The organism is Streptomyces sp. NPDC086519 (genome assembly GCF_040686075.1).
In the GTDB taxonomy this organism is placed as follows: domain Bacteria; phylum Actinomycetota; class Actinomycetes; order Streptomycetales; family Streptomycetaceae; genus Streptomyces; species Streptomyces shenzhenensis.
The window spans coordinates 56258-80027 of sequence record NZ_JBFBJL010000021.1 but is presented as its reverse complement, the minus strand read 5'-3'; the positions used below and the strand labels follow the sequence as shown (position 1 = coordinate 80027).

The following is a 23770-nucleotide window of genomic DNA, read 5'->3' as shown; positions in this document are numbered from 1 at the left end:
CCGGGCCGCCACCCCGGCTCACACGGCGCCGACGCGATGGTCGGTTCACCCGTCCCAGCCGACCCTGCGGGTGAGCGCCTCCCACACAAGCGGTGACCTGCGCCCGAAGCAGGCTGTGCTCCCGCCCGAGCCCTGGGTGGGAGCACAGCGCATCCGGCTGCGGGGGTGGACGCTCACCGAGATAGTGCCCAGCGCTTGCGTCCGGCTGCTCATGTCCCTGGACCTGGACCGACCGAAAAATTCGGCGGCAACCTTTTCGCCACCTGCGGCCACTGACCAGTGCAACACCGACACGCTCTTCCGAACGGATGAACATGCAAGAGACACGCCAGGCCGCGCGTCAGCGCAGGCGCAGACGACGGCTGATGGTGGGCAGCGCCGCGGGGCTGGTCGTCACCGGTCTTGTCGTCTGCCTGGTCATGACGACGCAGTCCGACCGCAAGGAGGATGCCGGGCGGGCCCCGGCCACGGCCGTCGCCGCCTTGGAGGGAACTCCCCCACAGACATCGCCGGGGCGGAAGCCCTCCAGTCCCTCTCCGTCCTCCTCCCCGACCCCGTCGGCCAGTACCGCGAAGCCGAAGGCCGCACCGACCCCGTCGGCGTCGCCGTCATCGGCCGCCCCCCGGACGGCTCCCGCCACGTCATCCCTGGCCGGACGAATCCGGCCCAAGGCGACCTACCAGGGAGTCGCCACCGTCTACAAGGCCGGGGTCGGGGATGGCGCCTGCTCGTACGGCCCGAGCAGCGACATGATGATCGCGGCGATGAACACCATCGACTACGAGACGTCCAGGGCGTGCGGGGCGTACGTGCGCGTCCACGCGGCCAACGGTGCCTCCGTCACGGTCCGGATCACCAACGAATGCCCCTTGCCCTGTGCGCCGGGCCAACTCGACCTCAGCGAACAGGCCTTCGCCGAACTGGCTCCGGTCTCGACCGGACGACTCGCGATCACCTGGAGCCTGGTGAGCCCCGACATGTCGAGCACGATCTCGGTCCGTTACAAGACCGGGTCCAGCGCCTACTGGTGCGGCATTCAGGCCATCGGCCACCGCAACCCGCTCGCCCGGCTGGAGGTCCGCACCAGCGGTGGTTGGCGCCAACTCGCCCGCACCGGCTACAACTACTTCCTTTCCCCCGATGGCAGCGGATGCGGCGGCGCCATCAGACTTACCGACATCTACGGACAACAGCTCACCATCAACGGGATCGCCGTGCGACCCAACGTGGTGCAGCCGACGGGCGTCCAGTTCGCACGACACTGACCATGCCGCCAACAGTGGCTCCTGCGTACGGAACGGAGCCTCGGAGGGGCGGCAACACTGGCTCATGACTACGACGGCGTCGTCATGGATGGCGGTCGGATCGGGTGCTCTTGCACTCTCTGAAGTTTCCCCGTGGTCACGCTCGATGGTTATGCCGCGAGGCCGTGTTGGTGTCGCTGTCTGGTCTCGGCCGGAGTGAGGTAGCCGAAGGTCTTGTGATCGCGGAGGCGACGTCGGTTGTAGAAGGTCTCGATGACCCTGTTGCCCAATTCGAGTGAAGCCAGCGTGATCACGGGGCATGTGGCGTCCGGGGCCATGAGCATGTTGTGCGACGGTCGCAAGGGCACGAGCTGGGTGTCCGGCCGCGGGGAAACTGGGGGTACGGCGGTGTCTATGCGCTCGGACTCGGGAGCGGAGGTTCCTGCCCTGACGCGGGATGTGGCTCGCGCGGCGTTCCCCAAGGGCTGTCTGGCCATGAGGATCCGGGACGGCCTCGGTCCGCTGTTCTCGAATGAGGATTTCAAGGCGGCCTTCGGGGTCAGGGGGCGTCCCGGGATTCCGCCCGGCCGGCTGGCCCTGGTCAGCGTCCTGCAGTTCGCCGAGAACCTGACTGATCGCCAGGCCGCGCACGCGGTGCGGGCCAGGATCGACGTGAAGTACCTGCTGGGCCTGGAGCTGACCGACTCCGGCTTCGACCACACAGTGCTGACCGGGTTCCGGGATCGGCTGCTGGCGCATGGCATGGAAGCGAGGGTCCTGGACCTGCTGCTGGAGCGCCTCGCCGAGTTGGGGCTGGTCGGCTCCGGCGGGAGGCAGCGCACGGACTCGACACACGTGCTGGCCGCGCCAGGACTTCGGCATGCGACTTCATCGCGCCGACGACGTGCTCCGGCGGGCGGAGACCGTCTGGGGCAACGCGCCAGGGTCCCGTCCTTCTCGTGATCGGTTCGGTTGCGGCGTGATGCCGGTCCTGCCTGGCTGAGGGGCCTGTGCCAGGCGGTGCTGTCGATGTCGCCGAACGCCAGGTCGGATTCCCGCCAGTTTCCACTGATGGGGCTCGCGATGATCGACGGCATGAACCGACTCGAAGGAAACGTCGCCTTGATCACCGGCGGAAGCCGGGGCATCGGCGCCGCCGTGGCGCTCCGGCTGGCCGAGGAAGGCGCCGACATCGTCGTCACCTATGAGAACAACTCGGAGCGCGCCGCCGAGGTCGTGGAGCAGGTCAAGGCCATGGGGCGTCGAGGTCTGGCCATCCAGGCCGACAGCGCGGTCCCGGAGGCACTGACCGCCGCGGTGGACGAGGCCGACGCAGCATTCGGCAGGCTGGACATCCTGGTCAACAACGCCGGCGTCTTTCTCGTCGGCCCGCTCGACGACTTTGGGCCGGCGGAGATCGACCGCACCCTGGCCGTGAATGTCCGGGCGCCGTTCGTGGCGTCACAGGCGGCGGTGCGTCACATGGGCGATGGCGGCCGCATCATCAGCATCGGCAGCAATGTCGCCGAACGCGCGCCCTTCCCGGGCCTGGCGCTGTACTCGATGAGCAAGACGGCCCTCGTCGGCATGGCCAAGGGCCTGGCCCGAGAACTCGGCCCGCGCGGCATCACGGTCAATGTGGTCCACCCCGGCCCCACCGACACGGACACCAACCCGGCGGATGGCCCGAACGCCGAGACGATCGCCGGCTTCACCGCGGTGGGACGTTATGCGGAAGCGGCCGAGATCGCGGCCACCGTCGCCCACTTGGCAAGCGCCGACGGCAGGTACATCACCGGAGCCTCGATCCACGTGGACGGCGGCTTCACCGCGTGACAAGAGGTCGAGGACGAACAGTTCGGTGAGGCGGTCTGTTCGTCTCCGACCTCGGTGTCAGATGCCCAGGGCTTCAAGGGGCCTGCCAGGGCGGCGGCTGTGATGGCGCAGACCTTGGGCGATGTTGGTCCACCCGTCGAGGCGGAGGGTGCCGAGGGCAAGGTTACGCGGGCCGGCCATGGCGCGGGGTGCGGTGCCGGTGCGGACGCGGGAGGCATCCTCCTCGAACGTCACGTCGCGGACACGGTGTTCCTTGTTCTCGATCCACCAGTGCCGTCTCACGCATTCCGCGAGTTGTCCGGCCTGTTCATGGAGGGTGTCCAGGCTGGTGAGGGCATAGGCGCGGCCAATGGTGGTCTTCCCGTTCCGGACGGTGCGGCGACGATCTGGTGGGCCTGCGCCGCGTGAGGGAAGGGCAGCCGGGTCATCGAGGCGATCTTCAGCCGGCGGATCTCGTTACGGCCCCTGGAGGTGTCCCGGCTGCGCTACCGTCGGGGCGGACCGCGCCGCCTGCGTGACGGCTTCGGGGTCGATCCCGTCTGCCGGGTGCTGGAGCTGTCCCCGTCGACGTACTTCGCGCGTAGGCAGCGGCCGAAGTCGGCCCGCACGCTCCGCGACGAGGAGTTGATCCCGCTGGTCACGGCCGTGTGGGAGGACTTCGGCCGCACGGACCTGGGCAGAGAAGAAGCGGGTCGAGCTGTGCTTTACCCCGACGTACGCGTCCTGGGCCGACCCAATTGAGGCCCACTGCGGACCATCGCGGCAGTTCACCATCGCCAACTCCAACCACCGCAACCACACCGCACAGGCCCGAGCCCCGCACGCCTACCTCCGCTGGCGCAACGCGAACACCCGTCTCCCCGACGTGCTGGCCGCCCAACGCCGCGAACGCGCCCGTATCCGCAGCGAGAAGGGCATCCGCTGGGGCGGCCGAAGACAGGCAGCCGCTGCCCAAAACCGCCCGCGCCCCCCGGCGGCCACGCACTACGGTGGGATACGTGTCCGAGCCCTCCGTGCGGGATTTCTACGACGATCTGGCCCACGACTACCACCTGATGTTCCGGGACTGGGATGCGAGCATCGCCTACCAGGCCGAGGTATTGGGCGGACTCTTGCGCCAATCTCTCGGCGCGGGACCGCACAGCGTCCTGGACTGCTCGTGTGGGATCGGTACCCAGGCCATCGGCCTGGCCCTGGCCGGGCACCAGGTCATCGGCAGCGACCTGAGCCCGGTCGCCGCCGCGCGCGCCGCCGCCGAGGCGGCGGCCCGGGGCAGCCGGCTTCCGGCCGCTGCGGCCGACATGCGCCAACTGCCTTTCAAAGAAACGTCATTCGACGTCGTCATCTGCGCGGATAACTCGCTCACGCACCTGCTCTCCGGGCAAGATCTCCGGGCGGCACTCCTCGGCATGAGACGGGTGCTCCGGGACGACGGACTGTTGATGATCACTGTCCGGGCCTACGACGAGACGCGCCAGACCAGACCCACGGCGACACCTCCCCAGGTCACGGAAACACGCGACGGCCAAGCGATCACCTTCCAGCTGTGGCGCTGGCACGAAGACGGCGAGCGCTACGACCAGGAGCACTTCCAGCTCATCCCCGCGGAGAACACCTGGCATGTCCGAGTCCGCCGGAGCACCTGCTGGGCGCTGACGACGCCGCAGCTGACAGAGTTCGTGGCTGAAGCCGGCTTCACCAACATCACCTGGCACAGTCCGGCCTCCAGCGGGTACTACCAGCCCGTGCTCACCGCACAGCGCGCTCCCTCAGCGCAGTAGTCCAGACATCGGTTCCGCCCTGCCTGGCTTTCCGTTCATCCATGGCAAACCGGTGAACGTTGCCGGGTCAGAGCGCTAGGTCCGAACACTGGGTCGTCGCTCTCGGCGAGGCCGGGGAGGACGAAGAAGCGGCGGCCGCTGCCGATGCGCTCCCACCCCTCCGGCGCGCGCACCCGCGCGATCGGGCTGCGGCCGAAGGCCCGCTCAAGCTCCCCGCCCTCGCCCGGGGGCGCGGACAGGTAGACCCGCTGCACGGGGCCGGTGGGGCAGCAGCGAGGCCGTACGAAGTCCGCCGGTATCCGGGCTGGTACCGGCACATCACCCTGGCCATGCTCGCCCATGCCTTCCTTGCCGCGACGGCCGCCGCCGCGGGGACCGAAAGGGGGGCGGCAGAAACGGTTCCGACGCCCTCGCACCGCTCACCGTGGCGGAGATCCGGCGACTCCTGGCAACTGGCCACCACACGCCGACGCACCTGCGGCACACCGGCCACGCACTGAACAGGTCCCGCTGGCGCCGCCGTCACCAGGCCACCGCATGCCGCTGCCACTACCACCGCCGCACCCGAGGTCACGAACTCCCGTCACCTGACGAGGCGTCAGCCGAGTACACTCCAATACAGGGTCCTGACCAGCAGCGATAGCGATCTGCAACTGGAATACCAAGGCGCAGGCTGAGGTCGACGAGAGCTGTCGGGGCCTGGCCGACGAGTTCCCTGACCCTCGGTCTGCTCACTCCGCACCTCGATGTCCGGCTGGCGGTCGCTGGGTTGGGTGGTGCCTACGTACGCACGTCACTGCCGCCGGGGACTCTTGCCTCGGTGATGTTCACGGCCGTCTTCGGTGGGCGTTCGGGACTCGGTGCGAACCGCGGGACCGTGCGCGGGCGGGGAGCGTGAAACCGGCCTCCGGTCGCTGCCACCGGTTGCAGCCGGACGACGGCGTCGACGCCGCTGCCCGGCGCTTCGTGGAGGGTGACGTCGCCGCCGCCGGCCCTGGCGAGCCGGCGCACGATGGGCAGGCCCAGGCCGGAGCCGTCGCCCTGGGTGCCGGGAGCCCGCCAGAACCGGTCGAAGGCGCGTTCACGGTCGGTCGCGCTCATACCGGGGCCCTGGTCGATGACGTGCAGCTCGGTGCCGTGCTCGGTACGGATACGCGCAAGGGTGAGGGACGTGCCGGGCGGCGCGAAACGCAGAGCGTTGGCCAACAGGTTGTCGATGATCTGCTCGAGGGCACCGGAGATGGCCATGACCGGGCCGACGGGGTGCCCGGTCACAGCGATGTACACCTGCTGCTCGGCGGCGAAAGGGGCCCAGATGGCAGCGCGGTCGGTGATGACGGCATCGAGGTCGACCAGCTCCGGCGTGGTGGCGCTGTTCTCCAGACGGGCGAGGGCCAGCAGGCCGTGGATCATGCGGCCCAGGCGTTCGACCTCGCCGATGGCCTCGTCCAGGCTGTCGTGGGCGTGCGGATCGAGGTACGGCTCGAAGTTCTCCAGCCGCAGGCGCAGCGCCGTCAGGGGGGTCTTGAGCTGATGCGATGCTTCGGAAGCGAAGGACTTCTGGGTGTGCAGCAGATGGTGGAGCCGGGTGGCGGTACGGGTGAACGTGGCAGCCAGCCTGCGCAGTTCGGGAGGGCCGTCATCGGTGACCGGCGTCTGTGTGACGTGGCCGTCGGCGAACTGAGCGGCGGTACGCTCCAGGGCGTGCAGGGGGCGGGTGATCCAGCGGGTGAGGGCGAGCGCCGTCAGTGCCGTGGCGGCCAGGATGCAAGCCCCGCCGATGGCGAGAGCGAGCCAGATCTCGTGAATGTGCCCTCGCAGGGCCCCGGCCGGATGGCTGAGGCGCACTGCGCCGCGGACCGTAGTGCCCGACCAGGCGGGCATCGTGGCGTAGAACTGCTCGGCGCCGGTGGTGTCGTCGCGACGAGTGCCGGTGTCGGACCGGTTGCGCAGGGCGACAGCGATGTCGGGCTCCTTGGCCAGGTTGCGGCCCAGGTTGGCGGCCGCGTCGGAGTCGGCGAGCACGGTGCCTTTCTCGTCGACGATGACGACGCGGCCGCCGGAGCGGCGGGCGTAGTCGGCGGCCAGGGGCAGGAGCATGTCGGTCTTGCGTGCATCGATGATCTCCTCGGCGAGCTCCGCGAGTATCACCGCATCACGATCGACGGCGGCGGAGAAACGGTTCAGTTCCCCCCTCGCGTACACGTATCCGAGCGGAAGTTCCAGGGCGAGCAGGGCCATCAGCACCAGGCTGAGGTAACTGACCAACAAGCGGCGGGTCACGTGGCGCCGCCTGTCGGGTCGATCAGGCGGAACCCGACGCCGCGCACGGTCTCGATCCACGCCGGATCGCCGAGCTTGCGACGGAGCGCGGACACGTGCACGTCCAGGGTCCTGGTCGGGCCGAAGTAGTGCGGGTCCCACACGGTGTCCATGATCTGCTGCCGCGAACAGAGCGCTCCGGGGTCCTGGGCGAGGTACGCGAGGACGTCGAACTCCTTGGGAGCCAGGGCGATCTGTCGGCCGTACAACTCGACCCGGTGTGTCCTGTGGTCGATGGTCATGGACCCGATGCGCTGAGTACGGTCGGCCTGGCCCGCCCAGGTCGGGGGTGCGCCCGCCGTCCCGGCCATTCGGCCGGCAGGGGGACGGCTCTGTCCGGCCGCGGCCTGGGTCCGCCGGGTGACTGCACGGACCCGGGCGACCAGCTCCCGGGTGCCGAACGGCTTGGAGAGATAGTCGTCCGCGCCGAGTTCGAGGCCGACGACACGGTCGGTCTCGTCGGTCCGCGCCGTGATCATGATGATGGGGACGTCGGAGCGTGAGCGCAGGGCCTTGCAGACGTCGATGCCGTCCATGTCGGGCAGGCCGAGGTCCAGCAGGACGAGATCGGCCGGGGCCGCCGCGAGGGCGGCGGCTGCGGTACGGGCCAGTTCCACGGTGAATCCGTAGCGGGCCAGCCCTTCGATCAGCGGACCCGCGATCCGGTCGTCGTCCTCGACGAGTAGTAGCCGCATGGCATCAGGCTGGCACGAGTCCGTATGGGCGGTCGGGAATTTCACAGCAGTCACGGAACATGCCTCCTGTTTCGGGGAGTCCGGTGCGGTTACGCGCCCTCTTCTCCCTCTTCGTGTTCACGAACTCCGTTGTCCTGCTGACTCGGAGCGGGGCTGACGGCTTGTAGCTGGACACGGGTCTCCAAGGCGTACTGGGTCACGGGGCCGTACACCCCAGGGGCCTCGCTGCTGATCCCGACCGCGCTCTGGAAGCGGGCGACGGCCTGGGTGACGCCGGCGTCGTAGCGGCCGTCGGTCTCGCCGCTGCCCGACCCGTACAGGCCGGGTATCCGGTGCAGAAGTGACTGGAGTTCTCGCACCCGCTGCCCGCTGTCCCCTTCCCGGAGCACTCTCTGGTCCGCCGCCGAAGGGGAACCGCCGGACCCCGTCGGGGGTTTTGCGGGCGGTCTCGCGGTGGCCGACGGTGTGAGCGGCGGGCTGGTGAAACCGGTGGGCAGATTGATCGGCACGGTTCCCGGGCCCTGGGGCTCCCCGGACGAGAGCGAAAAGCTGCTGTCGAACAGCGACATGGCGAACAGGAAGCCGCCCACCGCGAGCAGTGCGACCACTGCGCTCACGACCGCCTTCGGCTTGTCCCGCAGCCCGAGCCGCACGGCCGCATGGCCCCGTCGTGGCGCGGTCCGGATGTCCGGCGCGGCGGCGACGTCATGGGGGCCGTGGAACTGCGGCGCAGGATTCGGGCGGCGGTGCGTGCCCAACGGCATCGCCTCGTCGAGTTCGGCGGGCGAAGGGGGGCTGTGGAGCGTGTTGCGCGCCTGCTTGAGCACCACGGACTCCTCCTCGTTGATCAGGTGAGTGACCGCTTCCCTGACCGCGTGGCGGTTGCCCCGGGCGGCTTCGCAACAGCCGGTCCGCAGCGTGCCCGTGGGCCGGAAATAATGAGAACTCTAGAGGCTGGTGGTGCAGGAGAGGTACGGAATGGCATTAAGTACCTTCTGTTCAGGCATCGGTGATGCCCCGTGGGACAGCCCTGCCCGGCGGCCCCACGAAGGCCGTCCTACGCCTTCGCCGCATCGATCGCGGACTGCAGTGACTTCTTGTAGGAGCTGCTGGTGTAGGTCGCCCCGGACACGCTGTCGATGGTCGCGCTCTGCGCCGTCAGCGCCTCCTTGCGCAGGGCCGGTATGGCCCGCGCGTTGATCTGGGAGGTCATCGCGGGTGAGGTGGGATACGTCGCGGTGACCTCGGTGATCCGGCCGCCGGAGACGCTGACCGTGGTCTGGATCGTGCCGTACTGGTTCGTCGACGCCGCGCCCTTGAAGGTGCCGTCGCGCAGTCCGCTGCCGGGCTTGGACGGCCTGGCGGGGCTGCCGGGCACGGACGGCGCCGGTGCGGCCGGCGCGGGCGCCGACGCGGAAGGGGAAGCGCAGGAGCAAGGGGGCGTGGACGGGGCGGGGCAGGAGGGCCCGGACGGGGACGCCGGACCGGTGGAAGCGCCACCCGCACCGCCGTTGGAGGCGCCGGACCCCTGCCCACCCCCTCGCTGACCGTCGTCTCCGTCGCTTCGCTCGCTCCCGCGGTCGTCGTCCCCGGCGCTGCCGCGTTCCTCGTCGTCCCCGGCGCTGCTGCGGTCCTCGTCACCGGCCTCCTCGCTGCGCCAGTTGACAGGTGTGGTGGATGCCACATCGGCCGCAGCGTTCTTGGATGTCGCAGGGCAGGTCGGTGTCGGGGGGTTCGAGGGTGCGGGGGCGGTGGCGCCGCCCGCGAGTGCTTTGCCGGCCGTCGGCGGCTCACTGGTGACGGTGGTGTCGGCTCCGACCGGGGCGATGCCCAGCTTCAGTGCGGTCAGCAGAGCGGTTCCGGCGATGGTGCCCGTGATCGCGGCGATCGACTTGCGCATGGTGTTCCTCCAGGGGGCGAAGAAAGGCGGGCACGACGGTGAAGGCTTCGAGAGCAGGAACGATTCAGAACTCGAACGGGTCGAGGTGGATCCGGCCGCGCGGCACCCGCAGTTCCGCCAGGGCGCCCAGTGCGGCGGCGGTCAGCCCCGCAGGCCCGCACAGGTACACGTCCCGGAGCGTCACGTCCGGCACCAGCTCGACCAGCCCCTCAGGGCTGAGCAGCCGTGCCGGCCCGGGGTCGTGGCGGGAGCCGACGACGTAATGGACCGTGCAGTCGCGTTCCCCGGCGAGATGGTCCAGTTCGTCGCGGAAGACGATGTCCTCTACGGAGCCGGCCCGGTAGACCAGGACGGTGGACGGCGGCATCCGCTCCAAGACGGCACGGACCGGGGCGATTCCGCTGCCGCCTGCGATCAGCAGGACCCGGTTGCGCAGGCGCCGGTCGGCGGTGAACGCGCCGAAGGGTCCCGCCGCGACGACCCGGGTGCCGACCCTCAGGGAGCGCAGACGGGTGGTGTGATCGCCGACCGGATTGACGGTCAGCCTCAGCCACTGGGGATTGGGTGCGCTGGACAGGGAGAACGGATGGGACTGCCACCAGTCCTCGCCGGTGAGGAAGCGCCAGCGGAAGAACTGTCCGGGCCGGGCCTTCAGTTTGTGCAGCTTCCGGCCGCGCAGATAGACCGAGAACATGTCGTGCGCTTCCGGCACCACGGCGGCGACGCGCAGCCGGTGCCGCAGGTTCAGTGCCAGCGGCTCCACGATCCGTCCCCAGACCAGGCTGGCGACCACCAGCGCGTACAGCGTGTTCCAGTAACAGCCGGCCACTGGGGACTGCAGGTCCGCGCCGAAAGCGAACTGGTGTCCGTAACCGAGCAGGAGCGACCCGTAGGCGGTGAGGTGGAGGAGGTACCACGTCTCGTGGCGCATGCGCCGTCGTACGGCCCGGACGGCCAGGAAGGAGACCGCCACCAGAATGCCCGTCGCGGCGAACGCGCCGGCCATGTCTGCGGAGGCGTTCAACAGCGACCAGGTCTGCGCGGCGACGGACGTCCGGGCGGACAGGGCGTAACCGTAGACGACGAACACGGTGTGTGCCAGCACCGCGACCAGTACCAGCGGGCCGAGCTGCCGGTGCCACGCCATCAGGTGATCCGTGCCCGCCCATTCCTCCAGCCAGCCGACCCGGCTCACCACCAGTACTTGGGCGAGCAGGAGGAAGCCGGAGACCATGCCGGTGATCCGGCCGGCGGCGGTGAACACGGCGGCCTCACCGGTGAGCGACCCGGCGGGGGTGTTGAACCACCACAGGGCCACGCTCGCAATCAGCAGTGACCAGAACCCGGCTACCACGAACCTTCTGTTGCCCTCGGCATGGTGGCCGAGAGCCGGCTCCACGGCGCACGCCGCGTCGGAACCGCCGGCGTGCTCGCCGATCCGCGCCGGACCCGCTGCGCCGAGCGGATACGGGACCGTCTGCCGGTACGTGTGGGCATCCGGCCTGGACCGGCGGGCCGGCCACAGGCGATTCCTTCTCGGCGTCGCGCGGTGCCGTCGACGCTCGGGAGGACGAGCCGGCAAGGGCCTGTCGGGGACCGAAGGGCCGTGGCCTGAGGGGAGAATGCTCGTTGGCTGCATGAATCTTCCTGTTCGCGGATCATCCGGATCGCGGCGCGGACGTCGCCGCCATCGGGCGCGGTCCTGCGCTGCCGCCGGGCGTCAACGGGGGAGCTATCACCCGGCGACAGCAGTAGGTTGCTGTTCATCCCCTCCTTCCCGGCGTGGTGGCGCCTTCCTGGCTTCCCTCGGCATGCCGTGTGTGGGCGGCCCGGCGAAGCGGGCGGCAGGTCACGGACACGCACCGGAGCACAGGGATCGATGTTCCCGGCGGTGGTGGTCCGCCGTCGTGGGCGGACGTTCTCCGCGGCAGAGGAGTCCGCGGAGGTGGATGCCGGGGAACACCAAAGACCTTAGGGGTGCCCGTTTAAGGGCAGCCGCAGCAGTTCATCAGCAATGCGTTAGCGACCGGCCAACCTTTTGCAGCGGTCCTCGGCACGCGCCGAAACAGCGGTCCGCCCGGGGGAGTTGGCCCGGCCGGAACGCCCGGGGCTGGGCGGTGACGATGATCGACGGGTACGTTGACCCTCGGCGCTCGTCCCGCGTGACACCGCGCCACCGTAACGGAAGGAAGTTTCGTCGGTGAGGATCGTGTGCATCTCGGGAAGCCCGAGTCCTTCGGCCTGGTCGCGCCAGCTCCTGTCGGCCGTCGCCGACACCCTGGTGGCCCGCGGCTGCGAGGTCGACATGCTGGACCTGCGCGAACTGCCGCTTCCCCTTCTGGACACCGTCGCCTATGACGCCGGCGGTGGACACCCGCACCCGGCCGGACGTGAGCTTCGGGCCCGCGTGGCGGAAGCCGACGGCGTCGTCCTGGCCACATCCGTCCACCACGCGAGCTACTCCGGGCTGCTCAAGAGCGCCCTGGACCATCTGGAGGCCGACGCCTTCGTCCGCAAACCGGTCGGGCTGATCGCCAACGCGGGAGCCCAGCGCGGTGCCACCATCGCCTGCGAGCACCTGCGGTCGGTGGTGAAGGCGCTGTCGGGATGGGCCACGCCGACCCAAGTGGCCAGCGCGGCCTCGGACTTCGACCCGCAGACCCGGCAGTTGCGCACCGGCTCGCTGATACGGCGCTGCCAGGCCATGAGCGACGAACTCGTCACCTTTGTGGGCGCCATGACCGCACCGCGGCCCCTTGCTTGAAGCAACTCCCTCGGTGGATCTACCAGGGCAGGGCCCTGCGTTCGTGGAACAGTCCGCCGGTGGTCTTGTCACCGTCGGGCAGTGTCGCCAGCCAGACCGGGGTGTCGGCGCCCTGCTCGACGCTGCGCGGCGCTTCGGGTCCGCCCATGGTGGTGCGGACCCATCCGGGAGAGGCTGCGTTGACCAGGACTCCCGTCCCGTCGAGGTCGGCGGCCAGTATCCGGGTGAGGGCGCTCAGCGCGGCCTTGGACACCCGGTACGCCGGCTGCTCGCCCCGGGTCATCAGGGACAGCGATCCGAGGTTGCTGGCCAGGTTCACGATCCGCCCGTATCCGGCTGTGACCATGTGCGGGATGACGGCGTCGGCCACGCGCCACGCGCCGAGGAGGTTGGTCTCCAGTGTCTCCCGGACGATCCGGTAGTCGACCCCGACCGCGCGCTGGCCGCCGTCGATGCCGATGCCGGCGTTGTTGACCAGGACGTCGACGCGGCCCGTCATGCCGAGGGCCCGGAGCACGGCCGCCTCGACGCTCCGGGGGGATGTCACATCCAGCGTCAGGGGCAGCGCGTCGGGGCCGAGGCGGTCGGCGGCGCGCTTCGCGTCCTCGGCGTTCCGTGCCGAGACGAGGACGCGCAGTCCACGCTGTGCGAGTTGACGGCCGATCTCGGCGCCGAGACCGCGGGCACCGCCGGTGACCAGGGCCACGCGAGGGCCGGTCATGGCCGGGCTCCGCCCCGGGCCGCGGCGGCTGGTTCGCCGCGCACACCGGCAGGCAAGGCGGGCAGCTCCGTGAGAGCAAGGTGCCAGGGGAAGGCAGGCCGCTCGCTGCCGGCGGGCGGCGTCACCTCGTCGGGAAGGAGCAGGGTCACGCCCGCTCCGCGCAGGGTGGAGACCGTGCGGGGGAACGCCGGATGAGCTCGGTCGCGGCCCAGGCAGGGCAGCGCGACCAGCGGCAGGCGCCTGCAGATCGCCTCGTTGAGCAGGCCGAGTGCGAGGTTGTCGCTGATTCCGGCGGCCCACTTGTTCATGGTGTTGCCGGTGATCGGGGCGACCAGCATGGCGTCGGCGCGGGGGAGCAGGCGGGATTCACCGGGCATCGAGTAGCTGCTGCGCACCGGGTGACCGGTGCGGCGGGTCAGGGTCGGTATGTCCGCCTCCAGCCAGCCGGCGGCCGTGGGACTCAGGATCAGGCAGGTGTCCCAGCCGAGTTCCTGTGCGGCGTCGACGATCGTGCCGACCTCCAGTACGGGCGGTGCGGCGCAGCCGATCACGTAGAGCACCGGGCGGCCGTCGGCACCGGACGGACGGCCGTACGGGCGCGTCGCGCCTCCCGCGCCGACGCCGCTTCGCCCCGTCACCGCAGCGCCGCCAGCAGCACGGACCGGGACTCGGTCAGCCATGCCTGCCTGCGCCGGATCGCGTCACCGGCCCCGCGCTCCCACATGCGTGCCCAGCCTCCGCCCAGTTGCCCGGCGGAGGCGCGCATGCGCAGCCAGCTGAGATCGGCCCTGGCGATACCGAGGTCCGGCAGCCCGGCCCGCTGCTCGGCCGACAGTCCGTAGGCGTCGGCGAAGATCCTCAGTCGGGTCGGCTGGTCGACATGGCGCCAGGCGGGCCAGAGGTCCTGCGGCGGGCAGAGCGGGACCCAGTGCACGGCGGCGTTGTAGACGTTGAGCAGCCGGGTGGTCGGACCGGCCAGGTCGAAGTCGATGAAGCCGACGGCGCGCCCGTCCCGTACGACGGTGTTGCGGGGGGTGATGTCGAGGTGCGACACAAGTTCGGGTTCCGGGTCCGCGACGGGCAGGTCGACCTTGACCAGGTCACGGCGCCAGACCGTCCCCGGCGCGGCGGCGAATCCCCGGTCGGCCGCGTACCCTTGCGAGGCGTCGTGGAGGCGGCGCAGCAGTTGCGCCACACCTGCCAGCAGGGCGTCGGCGGCGGCCCAGCGTTCCGGCGGATCGCCCGGGACCTCGCCCTCGAGATGGGTCAGCACGTCACGGCCCTCGTCATCGCGCCCCAGGTAGCGGGGGGCGGCCTCGAAGCCGACGCGCTGGAGGTGGTCGAGGTAGTCGGCGACTGCGGTGCTCTGAGGCTGGTGGGGCCGCCGTACGGTGTTTCCCACCCGCGTCACGCCCTCGCTGAGGTTCCCCTGCACCAGGACCTCCGCGGACGGAGTGTCCGGGGCGTCGCCCTCTTCGCGGTAACGCCGGGCGGCCGGAGGGGTGTTGAGCAGGTGGTCGGAGTCGTTCTTGCTTCGCATGCGGCACAGGCTGCCGGTCGCGACAGAACGCGGGCAAGCAGTGACCGCCGATTTCCGCGTTCCCGCCCTCACGACACCATCGTTCGCTATCTTGCGAACATGCCATCCACCGAAACGAGAACGGTGCGGGTTTTCCGCCTGGAGCCACGGCTTGCCGGACCCCGGATCGGCGTGTCCTGCGGCACCGGTTACGAAGCACTGCTCGGGCTCATCATGTTCGCCGGTCATCAGCCTCCCGGCGACTACGACATCGGGCAGGAGTGGTTCGACCGGGTCCGCTCCCGGGCGTCGCGGCAGCTCCACGAGGACGTGGCCAGGCTGTGTGCCGGAGTGCCCACCGTCTTCGGCCATCTGCTGGGCCTGGTCCGGCTCGCTCGCGAGCCGCGCGACCTCGCCTCGCTCGTCGACCTTGTCGCGGAGCTGGCTCCGCGCCGTCTGCGCCTGGAACTGCTCGGCGGATCCGTCTCCACCGTGCAGGCGGGAGTCGCGCCGACGGTGCTCGAACGGGCTGCGGACGGGGACCGCGTCGCGACGCAGGAACTGCTCGCCGTGGCGGCCGACGACGAGCACTGGGCGCGAAACGTCCGCGCGGTGCTCGCGCTGACTCCGGAGGAGACCAGCGGGCTGACCGTGCGCGTGCTGCGCCGGTGGGCCGACGAGGTCTTCACCGAGCAGGAAGCGCAGCTCGCGCAGCGGCTGACGGCGCAGGCCGACCGCTGGCGCACCGCCGCCACCCGGACCGGCTGGCGGGAGGTCGTGGAGGACGCCACCGGCGGCATCGTCCTGGGTGAGGATCTTCCGGCCGACAGCGTCCTGCTGGTGCCGACCGTTCTGGGCGCGCCGTGGGTCTACTCGACCGATGTGAACGGCACCAGGGTCTTCTGCTGCCCGGTCCGCGAGCAGTCCGGCCCCACCGCCGAGACGCTGGTGCCCGTCCTGCGCGCCCTGGGTGACCCGACACGGCTGACGGTGCTGCGCCATCTGGCGACGACCGGTCCCACCACCCTGTCGGAGCTGACCGCGAAGCTGGGCATCTCCAAGTCGGCCGTCCACAAGCACGTCATGCTGCTGCGGTCCGCGGGACTGATCCGGGTCGAACTCGGCCGTGACCGCCGCTACGCCCTGCGGGACCTGCCGGACCTCACCGCGTTGGTCACCCGTGTGATCCACGCCGGCCCATGACCGCGCCCGCGAAGCCCCGGCGGTCGGCCCCGTCCCTCCCGCCGAAACGGCGCTACCGGGTCAGGCCGACGGACCTCAGGCGTCTCTGGGCCGGCCAGACGGTGAGTATGTTCGGTGACGAGATCACGGCGGTCGCGCTTCCGACGATCGCGCTGCTGACGCTGAATGCCTCACCGTTCCAGTACGGCCTGCTGAGCGCGAGTACCTATCTGCCCTACCCGGTTCTGGGGCTGCTGGCCGGAGCCTGGGTGGACCGGGTACGCCGCAGGACGGTGCTGCTGCTCGCGGACCTGGTTCGCGGGATCGCCATCGCGTCGATCCCGGTGGCCGTGATCACCGGGACGCTGACCGTGCCCCATCTGGTCCTGGTCGGCCTGGTGGTCGGAACCGCCTCCGTCTTCTTCAACTCGGCCTACCAGGCATTTCTGCCGCACGTCGTCGCGACGGAGACCCTCACCAAGGCCAATGCCCGCCTGTCGACCAGCGAGACCGCCTCCCAGGTCGCCGGCCCCTCTCTGGCCGGACTGCTGATCAGCGCCATAGGCGTCGGCGGGGCGATGATCATGGACGCCGCCTCGTTCCTGGTGTCGGTGCTCAGTCTGCTGATGATCCGTCGGCCGGAGATCGCCCCCGAACGACGCCGGAGCAGCCTCATCCCGGACGTCCGGCAGGGACTGCGGCTGGTGACGCGGGACCGGCTGCTGCTCGGCCTGACACTGACCTCTGCGGTGTCCAACCTCGGCCGGGGCATGGCGCTCCAGTTGGTCCTGCTGTTCGCCTACAGCGGCCTGAACCTCTCGCCCGCCGTCGCGGGCGTGATGCTGGCCGCGGGAAACGTCGGCCCGTTTCTCGGCTCCCTGGCCAGTCGGCGTTTCACCGAGCGCTTCGGGCTCGGCCCCGCCCTGCTGATCGGCAGCGTCATGAAGGGGCTGCCGTGGCTGCTCGTCCCCTTGGCGCTGTTCGGCGGCGCGATACCGATCATCGTCGCCATCATGGTGGTCTCGGGTTTCTTCATCCCGGTCAGCAACGTCACCACCCTCACGATCCGGCAGACGCTGGTCGCGGCGGACATGCAGGGCCGGGTCGCGGCGACCGTCCGCACCGTCACCCGGACCGCCGTCCCACTCGCCACCATCCTCGGCGGCGGGCTCGGCGAGTTCGGCACCAGCCTGCTCGGCCCGCGCGCCGGTCTGTCCGCCGTACTCGCCCTGGGCGGCCTGATCTGGATGAGTGCCGGCGTGCTGCTGCCGCGGCGGGTGCTGCGCAGGGTGCATTCGGTCGACGACCTGGAGGAGTTGGACCCCGCCGTCGCCGACCGCGACCCGCATCGGGGCAGACACCGGGCCGCCGCTGCCAACGGCCGCGGGGGCGGTGACACGCCCGGTGCCGGTCGAGCGGCGATGCCGGCGCTGTCCGCGCTCTCCGTCGGTGTCAACGGGCCCGACCGAACGGACATGCCTCCCCCGCGGTCCACGGATCCGACCGCTGACGGGCACCTCCGCGTCGTGCGGCCGCTCTCCCAAGGACAACCGTCCGGGCCGGAGCGGTTCGGTGCGGCGGAAGGCGTCCGCCGCACCGGACCCGACGGCGTGCCTGCGGCGCAACAACCGGCGCTCCAGACGGATGAGGCCCACGCACGGCACCTTCTTCCGCGCATCGGCCGAAGGACGGGCCCCACCGGCACTTCTGCCGCGAAGCGTCTTCGCCGGGCCGTGACGGGGCTGACCGTCGAGCACTGGGAGGGGACCTCCGAATACTGGGAGGTTCCTCCTCGGCTGCCGGGCTACGCCGGCCTGCCCGAGGGAGAGGCCGAGAGCTTCCGGTTGCTCCGCCGGCGGGCCACGGGCTCCCCGTAGCCCGTGCCGAGGACCGTCTCGCTGGGGCGAAACGTCGGCCGCGGCACCACCGGCCGCCTCGACCAGCGGGTGCCGACAGGGCGCCCTGCGGTACAGAGTCGGCCGCGGCCCGCTCCGACGAGTCCGCCGTCGCGGTGTCGGGTGGCGGCGGTCCACCGTGCCCGCGCTGGGTGGGAGAACAGAGACGGCACGGACACCGTGGCCCCGGCGCCGCTCGTCCGCTGTGGCGCGGAAGCGCCGTGCCTCCGGCCCGGTGGCCGGTCCGGTGGCCGCCCCGCCTGCCCGCGGCGGCGCTTGGTGCCGTCGGCGCCCGGGCGGCTGACGGCCCAGCCACGGAGACCGCTCCCGCGCCGAAGGCGAGCCGGGCCGCGCGGCGACGACGCCCGCGGCGGGGGGGGGGGGGCCCCCGGGGGGGGCGCCGCCCCGGGGGCGGCGCGGCGACCCCGCCCGGGGGGGCCGGGCCCCCCCCTGCGGGGGCCCGGACCGCCGCGGGCAGCTGGGTCCAACGAGCGTCAGCCGGGATGCCGACGGACAGTCAGTCGGCGGTGGGGACCACCGGATCGCGCGGAGACGGGGCAGACGTCCGGTCGGTGGTACCGGCCAGCCACCGGTCGAAGTCCGCGCGGTAGGCCCGGAACCGGGCCCGCTGGATCTCCGCCATCCCGGGGAGCCGGGCGGTGACCGGGCCGACGTAGGCGTCGATCTCGACCTCCGACAGGTAGTGGGTGTGACCGTCGAAGAGGAAGTCCACGGCGAGCCAGGGCGTGTCCAGGTGTGCCGCGACCGCGGCGGCCCGCTCCCGCAACTCCTCGGGAACCGGGACGAGTCGGGCCTTGCCCCCGAGGGTCACATTGGCTGTCGGCCCGCCGTCCGCCGCCGTCCGCAGCAACGCGCCCACCGGCCGCCGGTTTACGCAGTAGACGCGGATGTCGGAGGATTCGCCGCCGTCGCCCACGAACGGCTGCACCACCATGGTCAGTTCGGCCGCCGCGGCCAGCCGCAACGCGGTCAGCAACTCCGATTCGCCCTCGGCGCGGATGACGCCCTTGCCGGACCCCCAGCTCGCCGGTTTCACCACGACCGGGTAGCTGATCCCGGCCTCCTCCAGCCGGACGCGCAGCCCCGTGAAGTCCCGGGTGGGCACAGTGATGGTGGGCAGCCAGCCGGTGTCGACGCCGCGCAGGTGCAACAGCGTGGCCGCCTTGTCGTTGCTGACGAGGTTCAGCTCGGGCCGGATCAGTGTGCGGTATCCCGCGCCGGCGATCGCCTCGAAGGTCGCCAGCGAACGCCAGACGTCGGTCTGGAACATCGGCCAGGTGTAGAGCTTGGTGTGAAAGACCGTACTGGCGGCGTCGACAGGTTCACCGCGGACATGGACCCGGGGGGCTCCGGGCAGAGCCAGGACGTCTACGTCGTCGACCGCGACGACGTCCAGCCGCAGGCCCGCTGCCGCGGCGGCCTGCCGGTAGCCCTGCCAGCCGGGCTCGTCTTCCCGCACGGTCCGCGGCCGGCCGCGCTCGGGCCAGAACCAGCACAGCCGGGGCAGTGCGCCGTCGGCCGTCTCCGCCGTGCCGTTCCCCATGCCGCTTCTCATCGTCCTGCTCCCCGCATTGATCCCCATCCGTTGTCCGCCCCGTTTCCCGCACCCCGTTGCGGGGCGCGACCGCCCGGCCGCCACCGGCTCGCCGCCCACACGCGGACCGGCGCCACCGGGCCCGGAGCCAGTTGCGAAAGTGGCGTCGTCGCCCGAGGGGCGGCGACACGGCGTCTGCTGCGTGCCCTCGGTGTGACGCCCGGAAGCCCTCGTACCGGCAGTGACCGGGCTTTCGGGCGGCGCGGCGAGTGGGGGCACCTCCCACGCCCTTGGGACAGCGGGGGAGCGTGCCGGATGTCGCGCGGCGGGCGCCACATTCGCAACAGGTCCCAGCCCCATGCGCGCCCGCAGGTCCGCCTCCACCGCCGCGGGGTCCGAGGCCAGCCGGCGGGCCCGCTCAAGCCCTTCGGGGGTCGGCGCGTAACTGCCGATGATCCGCTCCGTCAGATCCCACTGGGCGCCGAGCAGCGCGTCGCGTCGCTCGGTGAGTCCCCGGTACGCGTCCGGCGCCCCGGTGACCGCACCGTGCTCGGCGACCCGGTCCCGCAGCAGACGGACGGTGCTGAGCACGGCGTGGGCCCCGAGAGCGGACATCGGGTCGAGGTGGAAGCCGGCGTCCCCGACCAGGACCCACCCCGGCCCCGTCATCGGCCGGCGCAGCATGCGCAGCCTGCCCGCGCCGCCGACCGGAGTGGTCCGGGTGCCGGCCTCCAGGGCGGGGCCGACGACCGGGTCGGCCCGTGCGACACGGGCGTACAGCCGCACCGGATGCTCACCGCGCTCGGCGATCAGTTCCCGGTGCAGTGCGGCGGCCACGCACCACAGGGAAGGCCCGCAGGGAGTGACGATGAGCATGCTGCCGGGCTGCCGGGAGTAGTGGATGCGGTCCGAGGACAGCGGCAGGTCGCGGTAGTACGCGAGGAGCCCGGTCCACGGGGACGGCACCGTTCTGTAGGGCACAGCGCCCACCCGGTCGGCGTTGCGGGAGAGCCTGCCGTCGGCGAAGACCACGAGGTCGCTCTTCACCTCGTGGTCTTCGCCTCGGTGGCGGAAGCGGACCCCAGTGATCTGGCCGCCGTCGCGCACCACGCCGGTGGCCTTCGCCGGATGCAGGAAGGTCACATTGGGGTGGCGGGCGGCGCGGGTGGCAAGAGCCGGGTCGAGCACATGACGGGGCACGCTCATCCGGTAGCAGTGCTCATCGTCGGCCGGATACCGGTACTCGACACTGACGTCCAGGGTGCGGCGGGTGTGGCCGCGCACCTTCGGCGCCCCGCAGGCCAGGACGGTGCCGCTCAGTCCCAGATCGTCCCACATCAGGTTGTCCTGCCGGTCCCACGACAGCTGCTGCGGCCAGTGCGTGGCAGGATCGCGGCGATCGAGCAGCAGTACCCGCCCGGCGTGGGGGGCCAGCGCGTGCGCGGTCAGTGCGCCGGCCATGCGCGCGCCGACCACCACCAGGTTCCAGCGGTCCGGGATCCGGCCGGTCATGGCAGCACCACCTCCACGTCGCCGTCGGCGGTGCGGATCCGCACCGCTCGTATGCCCTCTGCGCCGGGCCCGGCCTCGACTGCGCCGGGTGCCTCCATGACGACGGGCAGCTCCGAGTGCCCCCACCAGGACGCGAGATCGGGCTGAGCGGTGCGCACCGTGACGGCGGCGAACTCCAACGGGGTGCGGCGGTGCGCGGCCCGCCGCAGGTCACCGCCGATCCGCCCGACGCGGGCGGGCCAGTTGCCGTACTCGAGGAAGAACGGCCGCGAGGGGCACCGCCACGAGGCGTCGAAGGCCGCCTCCGCCCATGGGAAGCGCTGCCCGTCGGCGCGCACCGACTCCCCGCGCACCAGCCCCGGGTCCGCACCGGTGAGCGACCGCACGCGGTCCGCGTCCTTGTCGATGTCGTCGCAGAGCAGGGCCCAGTTGAGGAAGGCCGGGCCCCCGGCGGTGCGTTCCAGGAACAGCCGGCCGAACGCGCTCCCGGACAGCTTGCCCAGGTCGCCCGGGGTGAGCAGTTCGAGGTACTGGACCTGCGGCGAGTCGAACGGCACCAACCAGCCCTGGGTGCCGTCGTCGTGGGCAGAACCCTGGATGACGCCGAAACCGTAGCGGTCGCGGAGCAGTTCACGCAGCGGGCCGATGTCCCCTGCGCCGATGATCACGTGGTCGACGCGCATCGCGCCCTCACCTCCCCACGACCGTGGCCGGCATGCCCGCGGACAGCTCCGCGTTCGGGCAGAACCGTTCGGGCAGCTCCTCCCAGTCGCAGCGCAGCAGTCCCGCCGCCAGGCCGCGGGCGGTGAGCCGGGAGGAGATCAGCCCGTGACCGGCGTGACCCGCGGCGACGTACAGCCGTGAGCGGCCGGGCACCCGGCCCACCAGTGGCCGGCCGGTCCCGGACAGCGGCCGCAGGCCGGCTCGCAGTTCGGACACGACGGCCTCGGACAGATCCGGGAGGGTGCGCACGGCATAGGCGAGCAGTCCGGCGGCCGTGCCCGCCGTGCAGTGGTCGGCGAAACCGGCCTGCTCCTCGGTCGCGCCCACCACGATCCGGCCGTCCGGGAGCGGCGCCATGTACAGCCGTCCGGACAGGATGCAGCCCAGCTCCGCATCCGCTTCCAGGACGGCGAGCTGGCCGCGCTGCGGGCCTATCGGCAGCGGTGCCAGCTGCCCGGTCCACGCGCCCGCGGTCAGCACCACCCGGTCGGCGCGCGCCGCGAAGCCGTCGGCGGCCCGTACGCGCAGCCCGGAGACTTCCTCCTCAACAGCGCTGACGGTGGTCTCCTGACGCCATCCGGCGCCGGCCGCGAGAGCTGCCGCGCGTACCGCCCGCAGGTAGGAGCCTCCGTTCACGAGCAGCCCGTCCTCGGCCATGAACGGCCGACGGCCGGCGGGAACGCGCACGCCCGGGGCGAGTGCGTCCAGTTCCGCGGAGGTCAGTGCCTGCCCGAGTGCCGCGTTCCCGGATGCTTCGGGAAGGGCGCGCACGTCGTCGTCGGTCAGCAGCCGCACCATGGGGCGGGCCAGGCTGAACGGGCCGTGCCCGGGTTCGAGGCGGCGGATGTCGTCCCGCAGCGCGCCCTGGGCGTCGACCAGCCAGCGGTGGAACTCCTCGTCGCCGAGGTGACGCAAGGAGGGTACGGCGACGCCCGCGGCCTGGGTGGTGGCGTGACCGGGCTCGCCGCCCGCGTCGAGCACGAGCACCGTTGCGCCGCCGGTGGCCAGCTCCTCGGCCAGACAGGCGCCGACCAGGCCGCCCCCGACGAGAACGACGTCATAGAGAGGAGAGGAGGGCATGACACTTCCTTGTCAGTTCGTCGGCGCTGGGCAGCACCAGGGACGGGGTTTCGATTTCGTGTTCGGTATAAGTGGTCACCGTGTCGCCGGTGAGGCCGACGACGGCCCGCAGCAGGGACAGCGGCCGGGCCTGCACGGCGACCAGGAACGCTCCGGACGCGGCCGGGGACCGGGCCAGACAGAGCATCTGCAGCCGGCCGTCCGGGTGGTACCGGCGCAGTCCTTCGACGCAGGCCGTCAGCTCGACGGTGTCCTCGCCCGGCTCCGCCACGGTGACGGTCCCGGTCAGGGTCAGCGCGTGGACCGGCGCTGCGACCGGACGCCGCTCCTCGTGCCGCCACAGTGTGCGGCCCGACGGAAGGCCGGTGTCCGGGGCCACGGGGAACACGCGGACACGGCCCTCACGCACGATCGTGTGCGCCGTCGCGGGCTGGCCGGCGTCGTCGGGGGCTCCCTCGGGGTGTTCCGTCGGCCGGTCGGTCAGCGTGACCGGCGGAAGCACGCGGCGGCCCTCCAGCCGGGTCGCCGCCGTGCCGGCCAGCACCAGGCGTACGCCGGTCAGCAGGACGGCGGCCACCGCGGGACGCAGCACCAGCGGACGGCTCCGCCAGCCCCGGGGGGCTTCGGCCGGAGCCTCCACCGCCGCGTCCAGCCCGGCCACCACGGCCAGGAGGTCCGTCGCCGCGCGCGGTCCGCTGCCGCCCGCGAGCAGCGGGCCGGCTGCGCTCTCCAGCCGGGCCAGCATGCGCAGCCGCGCTCCGGCCGTGACCAGCAGACTCTGCGGGCGTAACGACGTACAGGAGACCAGCCCGGTGACGACGGCCCGCAGCGCCTCGGCCACCTGCTGCTGCCGCTCCTCGACCGGTGCGCCCCCGCGGTGCGCCGGCAGCCGGACCGATCCGGTCACCCGCGCGGCGTCCCGGCTGAGCAGGACGAGGTCGGTGGAGCGGCGCACGTACGCCGTCCGTACCACTGGGGAGGCCACGGCGGTGACCGTCGTCCGCAGTTCGTCGACCGGGTCCGTGCCCGCCGGCACCGGCC

19 protein-coding genes and 4 pseudogenes are annotated in these 23770 nt (G+C 71.6%); 10 read left to right on the top strand and 13 right to left on the bottom strand.

The genetic code is table 11. From position 1 onward, the window contains the following. Nucleotides 1-314: 314 nt before the first annotated feature. The 3 genes and pseudogenes from AB0P24_RS21360 to AB0P24_RS21350 all read left to right on the top strand — a co-directional run bounded on the left by AB0P24_RS21360 (nt 315) and on the right by AB0P24_RS21350 (nt 3080). The gene (locus AB0P24_RS21360; protein ID WP_365796200.1) at nt 315-1265 is read left to right on the top strand and encodes an expansin EXLX1 family cellulose-binding protein; all 951 of its coding nucleotides are present in this window, start codon (nt 315-317) and stop codon (nt 1263-1265) included. Between the two features lie 393 nt (nt 1266-1658). Next, nucleotides 1659-2108: pseudogene (locus AB0P24_RS21355) on the top strand (transposase); the annotation flags it as partial. 231 nt (nt 2109-2339) lie between these two features. Further along, nucleotides 2340-3080 carry a 3-oxoacyl-ACP reductase family protein gene (locus AB0P24_RS21350; protein WP_365796335.1) on the top strand — a complete coding sequence of 247 codons (741 nt, stop codon included), beginning with the start codon at nt 2340-2342 and terminating at the stop codon, nt 3078-3080. Nucleotides 3081-3230: 150 nt separating this feature from the next. Here the strand turns inward: AB0P24_RS21350 and AB0P24_RS21345 are convergent. Continuing rightward, nucleotides 3231-3359 (bottom strand): annotated as a pseudogene (locus tag AB0P24_RS21345) (ISAs1 family transposase); the annotation flags it as partial. Nucleotides 3360-3551: 192 nt separating this feature from the next. Here AB0P24_RS21345 and AB0P24_RS21340 point away from each other — a divergent pair. The 4 genes and pseudogenes from AB0P24_RS21340 to AB0P24_RS21325 all read left to right on the top strand — a co-directional run. After that, on the top strand, nt 3552-3821 hold the full coding sequence (locus AB0P24_RS21340; protein ID WP_365796198.1) for a hypothetical protein: 270 nt from the start codon (nt 3552-3554) through the stop codon (nt 3819-3821). After that, nucleotides 3748-4023: pseudogene (locus AB0P24_RS21335) on the top strand (IS630 family transposase); the annotation flags it as partial. The gene AB0P24_RS21340 and the pseudogene AB0P24_RS21335, both read left to right, overlap by 74 nt. A 55-nt stretch (nt 4024-4078) precedes the next feature. Then, entirely contained in the window at nt 4079-4861 is a 783-nt protein-coding gene (locus AB0P24_RS21330) for a class I SAM-dependent methyltransferase (protein ID WP_365796196.1), read from the top strand. 281 nt (nt 4862-5142) lie between these two features. Then, nucleotides 5143-5361: pseudogene (locus AB0P24_RS21325) on the top strand (hypothetical protein); the annotation flags it as partial. A 280-nt stretch (nt 5362-5641) separates the two neighbouring features. Here AB0P24_RS21325 and AB0P24_RS21320 read toward each other — a convergent pair. The 5 genes from AB0P24_RS21320 to AB0P24_RS21300 form a co-directional block, all read right to left on the bottom strand. Next, the gene (locus tag AB0P24_RS21320) at nt 5642-7144 is read right to left on the bottom strand and encodes an ATP-binding protein (RefSeq protein WP_365796194.1); all 1503 of its coding nucleotides are present in this window, start codon (nt 7142-7144) and stop codon (nt 5642-5644) included. Further along, on the bottom strand, nt 7141-7878 hold the full coding sequence (locus AB0P24_RS21315; protein ID WP_365796192.1) for a response regulator transcription factor: 738 nt from the start codon (nt 7876-7878) through the stop codon (nt 7141-7143). The genes AB0P24_RS21320 and AB0P24_RS21315 overlap by 4 nt, the downstream gene beginning before the upstream one ends. An 89-nt stretch (nt 7879-7967) precedes the next feature. After that, the gene (locus AB0P24_RS21310) at nt 7968-8708 is read right to left on the bottom strand and encodes a peptidoglycan-binding domain-containing protein (RefSeq protein ID WP_365796190.1); all 741 of its coding nucleotides are present in this window, start codon (nt 8706-8708) and stop codon (nt 7968-7970) included. Between the two features lie 227 nt (nt 8709-8935). Beyond that, complete coding sequence (locus AB0P24_RS21305; RefSeq protein ID WP_365796188.1) at nt 8936-9778, bottom strand: FMN-binding protein; 843 nt, start codon at nt 9776-9778, stop codon at nt 8936-8938. A gap of 64 nt (nt 9779-9842) precedes the next feature. Then, a complete protein-coding gene (locus AB0P24_RS21300; RefSeq protein WP_365796186.1) occupies nt 9843-11177 on the bottom strand; it encodes a ferredoxin reductase family protein in 1335 nt (444 codons plus the stop codon). An 801-nt stretch (nt 11178-11978) separates the two neighbouring features. Here AB0P24_RS21300 and AB0P24_RS21295 point away from each other — a divergent pair. After that, complete coding sequence (locus tag AB0P24_RS21295) at nt 11979-12542, top strand: NAD(P)H-dependent oxidoreductase (protein WP_365796184.1); 564 nt, start codon at nt 11979-11981, stop codon at nt 12540-12542. A 19-nt stretch (nt 12543-12561) separates the two neighbouring features. Here AB0P24_RS21295 and AB0P24_RS21290 read toward each other — a convergent pair whose 3' ends face one another. From AB0P24_RS21290 to AB0P24_RS21280, 3 genes are read right to left on the bottom strand one after another with little or no spacing between them, the layout of a single operon-like run. Then, on the bottom strand, nt 12562-13263 hold the full coding sequence (locus AB0P24_RS21290) for an SDR family NAD(P)-dependent oxidoreductase (protein WP_365796182.1): 702 nt from the start codon (nt 13261-13263) through the stop codon (nt 12562-12564). Beyond that, on the bottom strand, nt 13260-13901 hold the full coding sequence (locus AB0P24_RS21285) for a flavoprotein (protein WP_365796180.1): 642 nt from the start codon (nt 13899-13901) through the stop codon (nt 13260-13262). Before AB0P24_RS21285 ends, AB0P24_RS21290 begins: the two co-directional genes overlap by 4 nt. Then, nucleotides 13898-14803: a phosphotransferase gene (locus AB0P24_RS21280; RefSeq protein ID WP_365796178.1), complete on the bottom strand. Its 906-nt coding sequence runs from the start codon at nt 14801-14803 to the stop codon at nt 13898-13900. Before AB0P24_RS21280 ends, AB0P24_RS21285 begins: the two co-directional genes overlap by 4 nt. Nucleotides 14804-14902: 99 nt before the next feature. On the opposite strand from AB0P24_RS21280, the gene AB0P24_RS21275 reads away from it, so the two are divergent. Further along, nucleotides 14903-15985, top strand: coding sequence for a winged helix-turn-helix domain-containing protein (locus AB0P24_RS21275; protein ID WP_365796176.1), 1083 nt, complete (start codon nt 14903-14905; stop codon nt 15983-15985). Further along, on the top strand, nt 15982-17841 hold the full coding sequence (locus AB0P24_RS21270) for an MFS transporter (RefSeq protein ID WP_365796174.1): 1860 nt from the start codon (nt 15982-15984) through the stop codon (nt 17839-17841). Before AB0P24_RS21275 ends, AB0P24_RS21270 begins: the two co-directional genes overlap by 4 nt. Nucleotides 17842-18376: 535 nt before the next feature. Here the strand turns inward: AB0P24_RS21270 and AB0P24_RS21265 are convergent. From AB0P24_RS21265 to AB0P24_RS21250, 4 genes are read right to left on the bottom strand one after another with little or no spacing between them, the layout of a single operon-like run. After that, nucleotides 18377-20926, bottom strand: coding sequence for an FAD-dependent monooxygenase (locus AB0P24_RS21265; protein ID WP_365796172.1), 2550 nt, complete (start codon nt 20924-20926; stop codon nt 18377-18379). Continuing rightward, nucleotides 20923-21609 (bottom strand): VOC family protein, encoded by a 687-nt coding sequence (locus AB0P24_RS21260; RefSeq protein WP_365796170.1) that lies wholly within the window; start codon nt 21607-21609, stop codon nt 20923-20925. Before AB0P24_RS21260 ends, AB0P24_RS21265 begins: the two co-directional genes overlap by 4 nt. 7 nt (nt 21610-21616) lie before the next feature. Continuing rightward, the gene (locus AB0P24_RS21255; RefSeq protein ID WP_365796168.1) at nt 21617-22729 is read right to left on the bottom strand and encodes an FAD-dependent oxidoreductase; all 1113 of its coding nucleotides are present in this window, start codon (nt 22727-22729) and stop codon (nt 21617-21619) included. Beyond that, nucleotides 22707-23765, bottom strand: coding sequence for a hypothetical protein (locus AB0P24_RS21250; protein WP_365796166.1), 1059 nt, complete (start codon nt 23763-23765; stop codon nt 22707-22709). Before AB0P24_RS21250 ends, AB0P24_RS21255 begins: the two co-directional genes overlap by 23 nt. Nucleotides 23766-23770: the final 5 nt, after the last annotated feature.